This window comes from Pseudomonas sp. LBUM1645 (assembly GCF_059716185.1).
On sequence record NZ_CP166811.1, the window covers coordinates 2,556,964 to 2,571,897 of the forward strand.

The 14,934-nt window shown below is 56.0% G+C and carries 15 protein-coding genes; 9 read left to right on the forward strand and 6 right to left on the reverse strand.

The features are described 5' to 3' along the window. Window positions 1–240: 240 nt before the first annotated feature. Window positions 241–909, reverse strand: a complete 669-nt coding sequence (locus tag ACA079_RS11375; protein ID WP_497703538.1) for a polysaccharide lyase family 7 protein — start codon at window positions 907–909, stop codon at window positions 241–243. A gap of 346 nt (window positions 910–1,255) precedes the next feature. Here ACA079_RS11375 and ACA079_RS11380 point away from each other — a divergent pair, with 346 nt between their 5' ends. Further along, a complete protein-coding gene (locus ACA079_RS11380; RefSeq protein WP_497703539.1) occupies window positions 1,256–2,347 on the forward strand; it encodes a DUF3616 domain-containing protein in 1,092 nt (363 codons plus the stop codon). Between the two features lie 15 nt (window positions 2,348–2,362). Here the strand turns inward: ACA079_RS11380 and ACA079_RS11385 are convergent, their stop codons facing one another. Genes ACA079_RS11385 through ACA079_RS11395 form a run of 3 tightly spaced genes read right to left on the reverse strand, consistent with a single transcriptional unit; the run spans window position 2,363 to window position 4,252 of the window. Next, window positions 2,363–2,896: a GNAT family N-acetyltransferase gene (locus ACA079_RS11385; RefSeq protein ID WP_497703540.1), complete on the reverse strand. Its 534-nt coding sequence runs from the start codon at window positions 2,894–2,896 to the stop codon at window positions 2,363–2,365. 48 nt (window positions 2,897–2,944) lie between these two features. Then, the gene (locus ACA079_RS11390) at window positions 2,945–3,307 is read right to left on the reverse strand and encodes a DUF6463 family protein (protein WP_497703541.1); all 363 of its coding nucleotides are present in this window, start codon (window positions 3,305–3,307) and stop codon (window positions 2,945–2,947) included. Window positions 3,308–3,310: 3 nt separating this feature from the next. Then, complete coding sequence (locus tag ACA079_RS11395; RefSeq protein WP_497703542.1) at window positions 3,311–4,252, reverse strand: LysR family transcriptional regulator; 942 nt, start codon at window positions 4,250–4,252, stop codon at window positions 3,311–3,313. Window positions 4,253–4,431: 179 nt separating this feature from the next. Here ACA079_RS11395 and ACA079_RS11400 point away from each other — a divergent pair, with 179 nt between their 5' ends. Further along, window positions 4,432–5,442 carry a zinc-dependent alcohol dehydrogenase family protein gene (locus ACA079_RS11400; protein ID WP_497703543.1) on the forward strand — a complete coding sequence of 337 codons (1,011 nt, stop codon included), beginning with the start codon at window positions 4,432–4,434 and terminating at the stop codon, window positions 5,440–5,442. A 194-nt stretch (window positions 5,443–5,636) separates the two neighbouring features. On the opposite strand, the gene ACA079_RS11405 is transcribed toward ACA079_RS11400, so the two are convergent. Further along, window positions 5,637–6,275, reverse strand: a complete 639-nt coding sequence (locus tag ACA079_RS11405; protein WP_497703544.1) for a TetR/AcrR family transcriptional regulator — start codon at window positions 6,273–6,275, stop codon at window positions 5,637–5,639. Between the two features lie 129 nt (window positions 6,276–6,404). Between ACA079_RS11405 and ACA079_RS11410 the strand changes: the two genes are divergently transcribed. Continuing rightward, window positions 6,405–7,622, forward strand: coding sequence for an MFS transporter (locus ACA079_RS11410; protein ID WP_497703545.1), 1,218 nt, complete (start codon window positions 6,405–6,407; stop codon window positions 7,620–7,622). A gap of 163 nt (window positions 7,623–7,785) precedes the next feature. Here ACA079_RS11410 and ACA079_RS11415 read toward each other — a convergent pair whose 3' ends face one another. Continuing rightward, a complete protein-coding gene (locus tag ACA079_RS11415) occupies window positions 7,786–8,232 on the reverse strand; it encodes a GNAT family N-acetyltransferase (RefSeq protein ID WP_497703546.1) in 447 nt (148 codons plus the stop codon). 195 nt (window positions 8,233–8,427) lie between these two features. On the opposite strand from ACA079_RS11415, the gene ACA079_RS11420 reads away from it, so the two are divergent. From ACA079_RS11420 to ACA079_RS11445, 6 genes are all read left to right on the forward strand, one after another. After that, on the forward strand, window positions 8,428–9,786 hold the full coding sequence (locus ACA079_RS11420; protein WP_497703547.1) for an MATE family efflux transporter: 1,359 nt from the start codon (window positions 8,428–8,430) through the stop codon (window positions 9,784–9,786). 625 nt (window positions 9,787–10,411) lie between these two features. Next, complete coding sequence (locus tag ACA079_RS11425) at window positions 10,412–11,047, forward strand: hypothetical protein (RefSeq protein ID WP_497703548.1); 636 nt, start codon at window positions 10,412–10,414, stop codon at window positions 11,045–11,047. 181 nt (window positions 11,048–11,228) lie between these two features. After that, window positions 11,229–11,924 carry a phosphoribosyltransferase gene (locus ACA079_RS11430; RefSeq protein ID WP_497703549.1) on the forward strand — a complete coding sequence of 232 codons (696 nt, stop codon included), beginning with the start codon at window positions 11,229–11,231 and terminating at the stop codon, window positions 11,922–11,924. Window positions 11,925–12,072: 148 nt separating this feature from the next. Next, window positions 12,073–12,813, forward strand: a complete 741-nt coding sequence (locus tag ACA079_RS11435) for a transporter substrate-binding domain-containing protein (protein WP_497703550.1) — start codon at window positions 12,073–12,075, stop codon at window positions 12,811–12,813. 88 nt (window positions 12,814–12,901) lie between these two features. Continuing rightward, window positions 12,902–13,894 carry an NAD-dependent epimerase/dehydratase family protein gene (locus ACA079_RS11440; RefSeq protein ID WP_497703551.1) on the forward strand — a complete coding sequence of 331 codons (993 nt, stop codon included), beginning with the start codon at window positions 12,902–12,904 and terminating at the stop codon, window positions 13,892–13,894. A gap of 62 nt (window positions 13,895–13,956) precedes the next feature. Then, window positions 13,957–14,769, forward strand: a complete 813-nt coding sequence (locus tag ACA079_RS11445) for a hypothetical protein (protein ID WP_497703552.1) — start codon at window positions 13,957–13,959, stop codon at window positions 14,767–14,769. Window positions 14,770–14,934 lie beyond the last annotated feature (165 nt).

Here is a 14,934-nt window from a genome sequence, read left to right on the forward strand (position 1 = left end):
TGCATAGCCACCTGAACCCGCCGTTAGGCGAATCCACCTTCGTAGGGAGTCGAAGCTAATGCGGCGGTATATAAGCACGGACATTAAAGCCCATATTCGAACCGCCGCGCATAACTTTGATCGTTAACCTATTCGTGGTCTTTAGCGAGAAGGCTGAACTGGTAGCCGATCGACGAGGACATCCACTAAAGTCTTCGCCCTTCGGATCGGCGTGCCAACGGTAGTGACCTAAAGAAGCGACTAAATGTTGTGTTGGATCTCCAGCATCCTGAACGTCACTTTTCCGCCCTCGGTGGGATAGCCGGTGTTGTCCTGCACATACGCACCCGCTTTGAAATACAGTGGTTTGGTCTTCCAGCTCGGGTCGATGGTGGTTCTCCAGTTGTTTCCTGCTGCGCTGATGCCCAGCGCGCCCTTCGGGCTGAGGTGGATCTGGTAGGAAAAGTTGCGGTCGAGCGGCACACCCGTCGCAATGGTAATGACCTGGCCCTCTTCATCGTCGGGGCGCATGCGCACCTTGGCGACAATGTTTCCCGTCGAAGCCGACGTTTTGTATTGGTATTCCAGCTTCACCATGGGGTTGTTGCTGTCCTTGTTGTGAATCTGACCAATCACGATCTTGCCGGTGCTGGGCACCTGATTGACGGTCAGACTCGCCCGCAGAATGTTATCCGCCGCTGAATACTGCCAGTTGCGCACCGTTCCATCGCTATAGGTTTCCCGCAACTCGCTGCGCGGGTAAATAGCGTTGGCCGTCCTGGAACCGGTCACAGGTGCCCAGAAGGAAAGGGTAGCGGCGTCAGAACTGAAATACTGGTCCTTGAAGCCTTGCGCCAATCGAGGCGTTTCTATGGTGGCCGGTGGGCTGCCTTCAGGGATGCTCAAATTCCAAGTGGCGAGGTCGATCATGTCAATATTCCTGTATGCGGGGAATGTTGCGGCCACAGTTGCGCTCGAAACGACGCTATTGAGCTGTGTCAATTGGGTCTGCTGATTAGGAAAACCGTATGGCGGTAGATTGACGTCAAATGTTCGTCAAGGTGTTTAGTGCAGGCTTTGTGCCTGCGGGGGTTACCGTTAGTCGGCTATTTTGGAAGTTGATGGAACTAATCCGGTTTTCTTGGCGGCTACAGCGAAGGGACCTAAGCCATCAGCGGTGGACGGGTCGGCTAGGACGAGTGCATGCACTGGACGAAGAACACGCGCAGAATCTGGTTCTGAATAACCGGCGCGCCATAAAGACAGGAGACCGCCCATGAGCCATCGAAGCAATTTTGCGCTGTTGAGCTTTGATCCGGCGTTTGCGTCGTTGCGCGATGGCCTTTCGGTCGCTCAGCAGATTGACGACACACTCTGGGTGGCGAACGACGAAACCACGAGCCTGGAACGCCTGAAAATCCAGGATGCTGCGCCCGGCGGCGTCGTAAGGTGCGACGAGCACCAATCGTTTCCGCTCCTGGAATATCTGGATCTGCCCATACCGAAACAAGACGCCGAGATCGATATCGAGGGCTTGGCCTATGTCCCTGACAGTGGTTACCTCTGGGTGGTGGGCTCCCATAGCCTGAAGCGCAAGAAGTCCGAGGCCGGCATTTCTGCACAGAAGAATATCAAGCGCCTGTCGACGGTAGAGGCGGACGGCAATCGTTTTCTGCTGGCCCGCATCCCTGTGGTGAAGCAGAACGACAGCTATGTACTCGCCAGGAAAGTGGATGCCGATGGACGTACAGCGGCGCAGCTGCAGGGCAACGAAGTCGGTAACGACCTGACCGCGGCCATTGCTGAAGATCCTCAGCTACGCGACTTCCTGCGTATCCCGGGTAAGGACAACGGCTTCGATATCGAAGGGTTGGTGATGATTGGCTCGCGCCTTCTGCTGGGGCTGCGTGGACCGGTGCTACGCGGCTGGGCCGTGTTGTTGGAGATCGAGCCCGAGCTGAACGACGCCTCGTCTGACACGCTGGTGCTGAAGAAGATCGGTCCGGATGGGCGCCGCTACCGCAAGCACTTCTTCGCGCTCAATGGCCTGGGCTTGCGTGACCTGTGCACCCGCGGTGACGATCTGCTGATCCTGGCGGGGCCCACGATGGCGCAGGACGGTCCGGTAACGGTCTTCCGCTGGCGCGGCGGTTTCGCGTCCGACGAGGAAAGCGTGGTCTTCACCGATCAATTGGAGAAGGTGCTGGAGGTGCCTTTCGGGCAAGGCAACGATCACGCTGAGGGCATGTGTCTGTTCCAATCGGGCGAGCAGCCTGGAGAGGTTCTGATGATCGTCTACGACTCTGCGGCGGAGAGTCGTAAACACGGCGATACGGATGTGGAAGGGGACCTGTTCATCCTGGATTAGCCACGCACATCGACGTCAACGCGGCCTGTAGATCAGTTTGTCTGAGGCTTCATTGTCTTCGGTGACTGACAGACGCATTCCCATCTCGAAAGCACGAGTCTCAAACCCGAACTCAGTGTACATGCGAGCAGCACGTGCATTGAACGGCCAGACAGACAACCTCAAGTCCTGAGCGTCATTTTCGATTGCCCAGTCTTTAACGAGTTGAATAAGCCTGCGTCCAATACCTTTCCCCCAAAATTGCTCGGCAACACATACCGATCCAATGCGAACAACATTCAGCGGTTGCAACAGTGGCCCAGAGCTTGCCGACAGGCTGGCAGTAATGAAGGCTGCGGTCTGGTGACCGACATTCGCGATGAATACAACCTGACCCGGTTTCTCGAAAAGACCTGACCAGTGAGGAAGGTCGCGCGAAAAGTCTTGGGTGGCCGCCGCGTAAATATCGGGACGGGCAGCGTGGTGCACCGCGTTAAGCAATTGTCCCAATTCACAAATGCTCAATGCGTCTTCTACCGTTGCAGCTCGGTAAGTAATGGCTTCGTCCATGATGTGCAACTCTCCTTGATAGTGTGGGTGGTTCGCAGCGCTCGTTTGTCAGGCGTACAAACCATACCCTGCCGCGATGATCAGCGGAGAAACCAGCAGCGTTGCCCAGAACCCTGATTTTGGAACAGCAATAACGCAAATGATCGAGATCATAAGCACATAAATGCCAATAATTTTAAGTAGCGCGAGATCGCCAACGGCTACGGCGTGGATCGCTGTCTGCCCTGCGAGCATAAAAAGCGGCCCCAACATGGTAAACCAGAGGGCAGTACGCCGATCTTCGTGCGCTTTGAATTGGTCAACGAAGCCAGAGTCTACAGCGGCGGCGAATGCTGTTTTGAACTTGATGATACCGAAAGGAATATGGAGGACGCCTAAGGCGAACAGGGTCCATGCGACGATGTTTGACATGTCTTATATGCTCCGTGACGGTGAGGTTGGATATTGTTCCAGCCAGTCAGGATGGAGCTGCGGAAAACGTTCTTGCAACCATTCAATAAAAACTTGCACCTGCGGCGCCAAGTGCGTCCGGCTTGGATATAGCACCGACACAGGACGAGGGGCAGGGCGATAGGGTTTTAGAATCTCCACCAGGGCACCGCTGTTCAGGTACTGGCTTACCGCAATGCCGGGCGCTTGAATGATTCCGAACCCTGCCACGCCACATTGCACGTATGCGTTTGACTCCGTAACGGTGATTCCGGCGTTGCTGGTATAAGTCCTGTCCTTGCCCCCAACCGAGAAGTGCCACGGCAGTGTCCTGTTGCTTTGTCCGGACAGGAAGTTGACGCCTTGATGTGACTTCAATTCCTCCAGCGTTTCGGGTTCGCTGTGCTCATGAAGGTATTGGGGGGCGGCGCAAGTCACCATTGTCGCTACACCAACAGGGCGCGCGATCAAGGTTGAGTCCGGCAGCTCGCCGATGCGCAACACGCAATCAATGCCTTCTCCCACCAAGTCAACGGTCCTGTCTGTGACGCCAAGAACCACGTTGATTCCCGGGAAGTCTGCGGTGAACACTTTCAGGCTGTCCATGAATTCAACTTGAGCGAAAGCGGTCGGAATATCGATACGAAGCCGTCCACCAAGGGTGGCTCTGGATCGATCAAACATTGAGGTCGCGGCAGAGACGCTTCCGAGAATGTCCTGAACACGTTCGTAGAAACGCTCACCCTCTGCTGTGAGCGTCACTTTCCGCGTAGTCCGCTGGAACAAGCGCACACCCAATGACATTTCCAGTTCCTGGATATACCGGGTGACTTGCGGACGCCCAATGTCCAGCGACTCGGCGGCTTTGGTGAAGCTTCCCAGTTCGGCAAGCCGGGCGAATAGTCGCATCGATTGAAGCAATTCCATGACCTTCTCTCTGAAGCCTGTGCTGATTTATCTCATACGAACCCGACGATTGTTGCCTATAAATACAACAAACATGTCATTTGAAGTGCATTTATTGCGCTCCGATAAAAGCGAATCATGGGTTCAAGGCACAAGAGATCCAGTTCGTGCCACCACTGACTATTTTTTTGGAGAGCGCAATGAAGGCTTGGTTACTGAAAGATTTCGGACTCGACAACCTTGAACTGGGTGACGTTTCGACCCCTGATCCAAAGGCTGGCGAGCTGTTGGTAAAAGTCGGCGCCGTCTCGCTTAATTTCCGCGACAAAGCCATCGTCGATGGCATTTATGAACCTCACAAAGTTCCCAAACTGCTGATCCCTGTCAGCGATGCCGCCGGCACTGTGGTTGCGGTCGGCGATGGCGTTACCCGTTTCAAAGTGGGTGATCGGGTCAATTCGCATCTGTATTCCCGATGGCTGGACGGTGAACCAGGGCCGCATGAACCCGAATACTGCTTCGGCTCCCCGCTGCCCGGCGGATTGGCTGAATACATGATTATCCACGAAGACAGCGCAGTTCGTGCTCCTGACAATATGAGCGACGAGGAGGCGGCCACATTGCCCATTGCTGCGCTCACGGCCTGGTACTCGCTCGTCGACTTCGGGCAGATTCAGCCAGGGCAAACCGTGCTGGTTCAGGGCACCGGCGGCGTGTCCATTTTCGCTGTACAGATTGCTACGGCGCTTGGCGCGAAAGTCATCGCGACGTCCAGCAGCGACCAGAATCTGCATACCGTGAAGGGCCTTGGTGCCGTGGCCGGGATCAATTACCGAAGCACGCCAAACTGGGAAGAAGAAGTGCTGAAGCTGACCGAGGGCAAAGGCGTCGATCTGCTGCTCGATGTGGCTGGCGGAAGCGGCATCAATCAGTCAGTCGCGGCCACCAAGGCAGCCGGTCGCATCGCGCAGATTGGATTTTTGACTGGGCAAACCGTCCAACTGAATCTGATGCCGCTCATCTTTCGCCAGACAACCATTCGTGGTATCGCCGTAGCACCGCGCTCGTCGTTTGATCGAATGAATGCATTCTTGAACGAACACAAGATTCGACCTGTCATCGATCATGTCTATCCATTTGAACAGGCACGAGAAGCCTACGAGCATCTTGCCAGGGGGGCGTTTGGGAAAGTGGTCATCAAGATTGCTTAATAATTTTAAGGCGCCGAACAGGCGCCTTTTTTCATCACTGAGGCGGAATAAAAATCCAATCGTAAATCGTCTGCTTCTGGCCGATTGCTGCCTATTAAGTGAAGCGGTTGAAAGGAAAGTTTAGCAATAGCCTCGTGTTACTAACTTTGGCTTCCCACACATCACTCACCGGCTAAATCGATCATCAGTCCCTTTTAACCATTGCAATAGGTGGGCGGCACGGTAGAGGCAGCAATGTCCCACGTCAGCATTATCTGGGTGATGGCCGCATCAATGACCCCATGCTGCGTGTTATCCCGAGCAAGGATGGAAATACCCTGCAAGAAACTGTCGAACATCGTAGCCATCGCGGGCGCGTAAATATTGCCCGGCAACTGACCGGCACTGACACCCCGCTCAACACACGCCAAAATCCCCGCGCGAGTGCGGGCGCGAGATTGGGTCAGGGCATCGACCACCCGCGCATTCTCTGGGCTGGGCGCGCTCATCATGCCGAGGGTCACCATGCAACCCTTGGGATGGCCTTCTTCACACTGCATGCGCGCCGACTGGCGCAGCGCGGTCTCGATGGCCTGGCGTGGCGGCAGGCTCTCGTCCCACAGGCATTCGGTGACCTGGGCGAAGGTCGTTAGGTAACGCTGCACGCACTCCTCAAACAACGCTTCCTTGGAACCGAACGCCGCGTAAAAACTCGGCGCGGAGATCCCGCCACCGAGTCCGGCTTTCAACTGAGCGAGGGAGGTCGCGTCGTAGCCGTGTTGCCAAAACAGGTGCAAGGCCTGTTCCACGGCGTGGTCGCGGTCGAAGGTGCGGGGGCGGCCCATTTGCGCCATTTCAAGGCTCCTCTGAATGAAGAGATAAATACTAGTCGATACATAAGTCGTTGACAACGCGCGCCGGCTGCCCTCAACATTTGTATCGATCAGTATTTAAATCTGAAATCCTCGCTCAAGGAGTCTCCCGTGACACCCTCAATCACCTTATCGGCAGCGCCCGACCGCCTGCCCATCGGCGCGTTGCTTGCTCTGGCCATGACCGGCTTCATCTGCATCGTCACCGAAACCCTGCCTGCTGGCCTGTTGCCGCTGATCAGTGAAGGCCTGGCGATTTCCCCCTCCATGGCCGGCCAGATGGTCACCGCTTACGCTCTGGGCTCGGTGCTGGCGGTCATCCCCATGACCATCGCCACCCGCGGCTGGCGCCGCCGTAACGTGCTGCTGCTGACCATCGTCGGTTTCTTGCTGTTCAATTCCATCACCGCGCTGTCATCCCATTACGGCGTGACTCTGGTGGCGCGCTTCTTCGCCGGTGTCGCGGCGGGGTTGGCCTGGAGCCTGCTGGCCGGCTACGCACGCCGGATGGTTGCGCCCCATCAACAGGGCAAGGCGCTGGCGCTGGCCATGGTCGGCACACCGATTGCTCTGTCCCTGGGCGTGCCCCTCGGCACCTGGCTGGGCGGCCTCGTGGGTTGGCGCACCACCTTCGGCATCATGTCGACCCTGACTCTGGTGCTGATCGCCTGGGTACTGGTGAAAGTCCCTGACTACCCACCCCAAGCTGCGCACCAGCGTATGTCGCTGCGCACCGTGCTGACCACGCCGGGCGTACAACCTGTGCTAGCGGTGGTAATCAGCTGGATGCTGGCACACAACATTCTCTACACCTACATCGCACCGTTTGTGGCGTCGGCGGGGTTGGGGGGGCAAGTGGATTTGGTGTTGTTGATGTTTGGTATTGCGGCGTTGGTGGGGATTTGGGTGACTGCCAAATTGGTTGAGCCATTGTTGCGCAAGACTGTGTTGGTGAGCTTGGCTGCGTTTGCGGCGGTTTGCGTGATGTTAGGTTTTTTGGGTAGCGTGCCTGAGGTGATTTACATCGGCGTGGCGGTTTGGGGGTTGAGCTTCGGTGGGGCGGCGACGTTGCTGCAAACGGCACTGGCGGATGCGGCCGGGGATGGGGCGGATGTGGCGTTGTCGTTGAATGTGGTGGCCTGGAATAGCGCGATTGCGGGGAGTGGGGTGGTGGGTGGGGTGTTGCTGGATAGGTGGGGCGTCGCCTCTTTTCCATGGGCAATGGTGGTGTTGGTGGGTGTGGGGTTTGCAATTGTCTGGAACGCTCGAGTTCACGGCTTCAAATCAGGCCCGCGTGCGGCTGGCAGGCCTGCGGTTGCGGGGCACTGAACTACACGAAAAAGCGGCTATCTGAGGGGGCGGCCTTAAATCGATAGCAGCTTTTGATCGATTTCTGACATCTGTAATGGGTCGTTATCGACCCAACGCAGCCATTCACAGGACGCTTCTGCACGCATGAGTGATAGCCGTGCGTAGAAGGTCTATCCATTAGTCATTTGATATGTCGATAGACCTTTGTTGTGCGGACCGAGAATCCTGCCCCCTCGTATAAACGATGGGCAGATTCACGATCTGGATTGGAGGTTAAATCCAGAGTTCTCGCGCCGAGGTCATGGCTTTTTTCTATTGCTGCTTGTATGAGTGCTTTGCCGACCCCTTGACCTCGAGAACTGGCATCTACTACGACGTCTTCGATCCAGGCACGAATGCCTGTCGGAATGCGAAAATGAATTAGGGTTAGCGCCCCCAAAATGCTTCCTCCACCTGCTGCTCTCACTACCAATAAATGGGAGCACTCTGAATCCACAATCTGCTTCAAATCTTCCATTGTCATCGCTTGAGCGTTTTTGGAAAGCTGTGGGAGAAGGTCATTCAAAGATCTGAGCAGCATAGGATCGGTTTCTTGAACCACCTCGACAATAGCGGATTGGTTTGTCATTAAAGATCCTCAAGTGAAGGGGGTGAAGCTTCGATGGTTCAATCGACACATTACCCCAAAGCGTCTGCGAGTGACCGCTTCTGGCCGATTACGGACATTACTCATCCTACCTAATTTGTGAATAGGATCGGGTGACGCTCAGTCCCCTAGCGTAGAATTTCCAAAACACGAGCCCACCCCCGAGACGGACCCTCAATGCAAACCCCCACCCCTCAACACCCCCTCTGGAAAACCTACCTCCTTTTCCTGGCCCCCATGGTCCTCTCCAATTTCCTCCAATCCATGTCGGGCACCATCAACAGCATCTACATCGGCCAAATGCTCGGCACCCAAGCCCTGGCTGCCGTCTCCGGCATGTTCCCCATCGTCTTCTTCTTCATCGCCCTGGTCATCGGCCTCGGCGCGGGTGCGGGCGTGCTCATCGGCCAGGCCTGGGGCGCGCGTGAACCGCATCTGGTGAAAACCATCGCCGGCACAACCTTGCTGTTAGGCGCAATGATCGGCCTGACAGCGGCAGTACTCGGCAGCGTTTTCGCAAGGCCAGCGTTGCAGGGTTTGGGGACCCCGGCCGACGTTATCGACGACGCCGTGTCCTACGCCCACGTGATGATGTGGATCATGCCGTCGCTCCTGGTCTACGTGCTGTTCACTCAACTGCTGCGCGGGGTGAGCGATACGGTGTCGCCGCTGATTGCGTTGGTGGTGTCGACGTGTATCGGGTTGGCGCTGACGCCGGCGTTGATTCGGGGTTGGTTCGGGTTGCCGATGATGGGGATTCAGAGTGCGGCGTATGCGGGGTTGGCGGGTAACTTGTCGGCGATGGGGTGGCTGGCGTGGCGGTTGATTCGCAAGGGGCATCCGTTGGCGCCGGATCGGGAGATGTTTGCGGCGATGCGGCTGGACCTGGTGATTCTCGGCAAGGTGTTGCGCATCGGGTTGCCGACCGGGTTGCAGATGGTGGTGTTGTCGGTGTCGGAGCTGGTGATTCTGGCGCTGGTGAATCAGCACGGTTCGCAAGCGACGGCGGCGTATGGCGCGGTGACGCAGATCGTCAATTACGTGCAGTTTCCGGCGCTGTCGATTGCGATCACGGCGTCGATCCTCGGTGCTCAGGCGATTGGGGCAGGGCGGCTTGAGCGCATGGGGCCGATTCTGCGCACGGGGCTGTTGATCAACGTGTGCCTGACCGGTGGGTTGGTGGTGTTGGGTTATCTGTTGTCGCACTGGTTGCTGGGGTTGTTCCTCACGGATGATTCCACCCGGGCGAAGGCGGAGCACCTGTTGCACATCATGCTGTGGAGTCTGTTAGTGTTCGGCTTCCAGGCGATTGTCGGCGGCATCATGCGCGCCAGCGGCTCGGTGCTGGTGCCGATGGCGATTTCGATTGTGTGTGTGGTCGGGGTGCAGTTGCCGGTGGCGTATGTGCTGGACGGGCACTTCGGGTTGCAGGGTGTGTGGATGGCGTTTCCGGTGGCGTATCTGGGGATGCTGGTGTTGCAGACGGCGTATTACAAAATGGTCTGGCAGCATCAGAAGATTGAGAGGTTGGTGTAGGGTAGCGACCACAGCGATCTGTCCCTGAACGATGCCCGGACCTGCGGCGCAAGTTCCGCCAGTAATCAGGACTTCATCTTCCTCGACGAGTGGAATGGTAAAAGTATGACTTTTTAGTGCGGGCAGGTCCCAAATACGAGCAGCGCGCTAATGCACTTTTCGTAAGTAACCTAACAACTAATGGATCCAATAAACACTATTGGAAACTCCTGTAATTCACCAGCCCAGTTGTCATGGGGCTGACAGGGAAGTTGATACGTTAGTATCGGCGTGTGGGACGTTCACAATAACCGCCGTTTGTCGGTGGGTTGCTCAAAAAATGAACATTCCAGGCTCCCCGGCCTCTGATCCTGCAGCACGTCACCCAAGACCTGCTCCTGCAGCCGCAGAAAAGAAGTGGAAAATTAACCTCATGTGCATTGAATGCTAATGGGGATTTTTTTACCCGAAATTCAGGAGGCAATAAATAAGCCGGTCATTGATTTGCCGGGCGAATCAATGGGCTAAGCAGTGCCAAGTCTATGAGTTGGCATATCTTATAAAAGTAAGATCGCGCAGGGTTTCGAAGAGTTGAAGGCCCTGTTAAATACCGATCTGTACTATCGAATAAGGTGGAGAAAGTACCGTGGCGATAAATACAATTATGAGCCTGCTAGAAAATAAAGAGTGCATGGAATTTTTGCGATTGGGCGTTATTTACGTTCATTTAGTGTCGTGTTGTGTGGCCATTGGTTTGGTATTGACCAGCGATATTGCGATGGTCAGAGACTTGTTAAAGCGGAAAACATTTACTGAGCATGATAATGCTCACATGGAAAGTCTTCAGAAGTCTGTCATCACTGCATTGATAGCGTTGTGGGTGACGGGGGCCGCTATCATCGGCATTGATTACCTGGAAAAAGGTATGAATTACTTTATGAATCCAAAGCTTCACGCCAAAGTGATTATTGTCGTGTTGCTGAGTTACAACGGCCTCTTGTTGCATCGCCTGGTATTGCCCGCGCTGCAAAAGGCCGGCTCGTTGCTCAATCTTGGCTTCAGCGCACGGATGCTGGCGCTGTTCTGCGGCTCGCTGTCGGCCGTGTCCTGGATGTATGCGGCCATGCTGGGTGTCGGGCGTCCGTTGGCCTGGAAGTACTCTCTTTCCGAACTGTTGATGGCGTATCCGGTACTGATTGCACTGGGTTTCCTGACGATGCTGGTTTTGACTCAGCGTTTGAAACTACAGAACTCCGTCGTTATTTCTCCACAGACTGCCTAGTCCTGAAATAGGTTTACACCTGTTTCACCCTGACGCCCGATGCACCGCATCGGGCGTTTTGTATTTTAAGGACAGGCGCGTGCGTCATGGCTGAGCTTGATGTCAGCCACCGTCAGACCGACAATCCTGAGTGACCGTGTGATGCGAACCGACAGGCGTGATCGCCTGAGGAGGTTTTCAAATGAGTCCCTCATCGCCCACCATCCTGCAGGACCGAGCCGCGGCCGGTCGACGTCTGGTGGAGCCGTTACTCCAATACGCGCATCGACCCGATGTCATCATCCTCGCCTTGCCCCGTGGCGGTGTGCCGGTGGCCTATGAAGTGGCCGCTGCACTGGACGTTCGTCTGGACCTGATGCTGGTCCGCAAGCTGGGCGTCCCATCTCATCAAGAGTTCGCCATGGGCGCCATCGCCAGCGGCGGAATCCAAATCCTCAATGAACACGCGCTGCGGGTTCATCCGATTGACCCGGCCACGTTCGATGACGTCGTCGCACGGGAAACCCGGGAGCTATTGCGCCGCGAGAAGGTTTACCGGGGAACGCGCGCGCCAGTGCAACTCAAGGATCAGGTGGTGATCCTGATCGACGACGGCATCGCGACAGGCGCCTCGATGATGGCGGCGATCCACGCGGTGCGTGTGCACGCGCCGTCTCGCATCGTCGTCGCCGTGCCGGTGGCGCCGATTGAGACGGCGGAGGCGCTGCGCAGTGAGGTGGATGAGCTGATATGCCCGATCATTCCCGACTGGATGATGTCGATCAGTCGTTGGTACATGGACTTTACCCAGACCTCGGATGCTGAGGTCATCAGGCTGTTGCAGCGGGCGTGGCAGCGAGAGTCCAGTTCCGTGCAGCAGCGCTCCGGTCATCGTTGATAAAGATCAGAGCCCTCACTGGATAACGCGTTGCCCGGCGTGCTTCACTCAGCGTTCTCGAGTTATCAACTCCTTTGATGACGCTGTTCATGCGGGTGCTCAACAGAGAAGCCCCGGAATCCGTACCCGCCGCTACCTGGAGCAAATGATGAGTGCTATCACCCCCGCAGTTCTTGAAGATCTCGCCCCGCAAGGCGTCCTTCGCGCCGCGATCAATTTCGGTAATCCGGTATTGGCTCAGCAGGGCCAGAATGGATCGCCACAAGGCGTCTCCGTCGCATTGGCCAAGGCACTCGCGCAAGAGCTTGGGGTGCGTCTGGAGATGGTGACGTTCGATGCCGCCGGTAAAGTGTTTGCCGCGCTGGAGGAGGGGGTCTGGAACCTTGCGTTCCTTGCCATCGAGCCCGTGCGCGAGCAACAGATCGCGTTCAGTGCGCCCTACGTGATCATTGAAGGCACTTACCTGGTAGCGGCCGATTCACCCTTCGTGGCCGTCGAAGATCTCGATCAGCCAGGATTACGGCTGGCGGTCGGCAAGGGTGCGGCTTATGACCTGTTCCTCGCGCGCACCTTGAAACACGCGCAGCTGGCGCGGGCGGAAACCTCCGCGGCTGCGGTCGACCTGTTCTTCGACAAGGACCTGGATGCCGCGGCGGGCGTGCGCCAACCGTTGCAGAAAGTAGCCGATGCAGACCCGCGTTATCGCGTGCTTGAAGGCGCCTTCACGGCCATTCGCCAGGCGATGGCTGTGCCTCGAGATCGAGAGGCAGGTGCTGCTTATGTGAGGGCATTTGTGGAGCGCAAAAAAGCAGAAGGGTTCGTGCACGCAGCGCTGAAGGCCAGCGCTCAGGCGGATGTCACGGTGGCGCCGCAGGCTGCGATCTTTTGATCCGCTGATGTTGACTCTGTCCCAAGGGACAGAGCCTAAGGTCGTCCTCGCCAAAACGGATATTTGTTCAAGCGAGGGGGACAGTTGTATGAGTCAGTTATGTCTGGTCACGGGCGCCAATGGGCATTTGGGCAATACCTTGGTCAGAGCCTTGCTCGATCAGGGTTACCGAGTTCGCGCCGGGGTTCGTGATGTGAACGATTCGGCAGCGTTCGAAGGGCTGGACTGCGAAAGGGTGTATGCCGAACTGCTCGACGAAGCGGCCATGCTCGAGGCGTTGAACGGGGTGGACCTGTTGTTTCAGGTCGCGGCGGTGTTCAAGCACTGGGCGAGGCATCCGTACGCCGAGATCATCGAACCGAATGTGGAAGGAACACGTCGCGTTTTGCAGGCGGCGGCGAAGGCGGGGGTCAAGCGCGTGGTGTATGTCAGTTCCGTTGCGGCCATCGGTCAGAACGGGCAGAAGCTTGATGAAGAGCACTGGAATGACGAGGACGAGAATGCCTATTACGCGTCCAAGATCCAGTCGGAGCAAATGGCCTGGCGCACGGCTCAGGCGCTGAAGCTTTGGATGGTCTCGGTGTTGCCCTCGGCGATGATCGGCCCCAACGCGGCCAAGCTGACTGACACCATGAAGTTTGTCGATTCGGTCAGGCTGCGGCAAATGCCTCTGGACCCGGGCTTTCATTTCAATTTTGTCGACGTGCGAGACGTCGCTCTGGGAATGATCCTCGCGGCAGAGAAAGGCCGCTCAGGGCAGCGCTACATTCTGGCGAATGAGCGGTCCTCTTCACTGGCCGAGATCATTGATGCCGCGAACGTGGTTTCACCGGGCTATCGGCAACCACCGCGGGCACCGAAATGGCTGTTGGTCGCGGTGGCGTGGATGCAGGAGCGGTGGGCCGGGTTGACCGGTCGGCCAGCCCAACTGTTGCTCAGTCAGGTCAGGATGTTCCACGGCGTCAAGCAGGAATACGCCATCACCAAGGCCCGGACCGAATTGGGCTTCCGTCCACGAGCGCCGCAAGTTGCCCTGCAATCGGCGTTCATCTATCTAGGCCAGTGCTCGACTCATCGCTAGTGGGTAATTGCACTGATTTGACCAGCTGTTTGCATCGAATTTGACCAAGGTGCTTTGTCGCCATGATCGGCAGAGAACGGCCAAAAGTGGTCATTGTGTCTGCGATACCAAGTCGATTTACCAAAATCGCTCTCCCAGATGGTGAACAGTACTCTATCAATTCTGTCATGGCATACTGCCCTGATACTCACAGACCCGGTTACAACATGGATATTGATGGTTTCGCGCAGTGCCTCACCTACATCCAAGCTACGACAGTGAAAACCTCGGCGGATAAGTTTTTACCGCTGGCGGGCACGATTGTCGGTGCTGGTCTAGCTTTTGCTCTAAATTACTTCTCGGCGACACGAAAAGAGGCAAAGACGAAGGTTGCGAAGAAAGAGTGTTGCGAAGAAGATATTCATGAGCTCATGCATGTATGTAAGCACACGCTGGAAAGCCTCCTTGAAATATGCGAAACAATAGCCACGAAAAATCGTCCAACGGGACACAACCTGGCCTCGGGAGTGAGTTTGCCGCTATTGGATAAGTATTATCCTGAAATAGCCCACACATTCAGCGTCGATCAGCGGTACTGGATCAAGCTCGTTTTTAGGCATATAGACGACATAAACAATTATCTCGAACTGCTGATGGAACATGAAGCAGAGACTTCTTTGTTTAGGATTTCCGTGCTAGTGATTAACTTGGAGGCCTGGCTACTTGAAGTCTACAAGCACTGCTATTGCATAATGAATTATAATAAATTCGAATTTTCAGAGCATGACGAGACACTTGTCGAGCTAGGTATGACTCAAGAACGAATAGCTTGGTTAAATATGTTGAAGTCAAACGCTGAGAAGGCAAATTCGGTTCTACGCCTGCCTAATACATAGCATAGGGAGAAGCTGAGTTGCATACATAAGAAGGCCCGCATTGCTCGGGCTTTTAATTTTTGACTTAAATTCTGGCCTTCGGGAATAACACCTTGGAGGACGTAAAAATTGGTTCTGCATCTCGGCCTCGGTCAGCACCCTGTTTCAGCGGGCTTTCGACCCGAT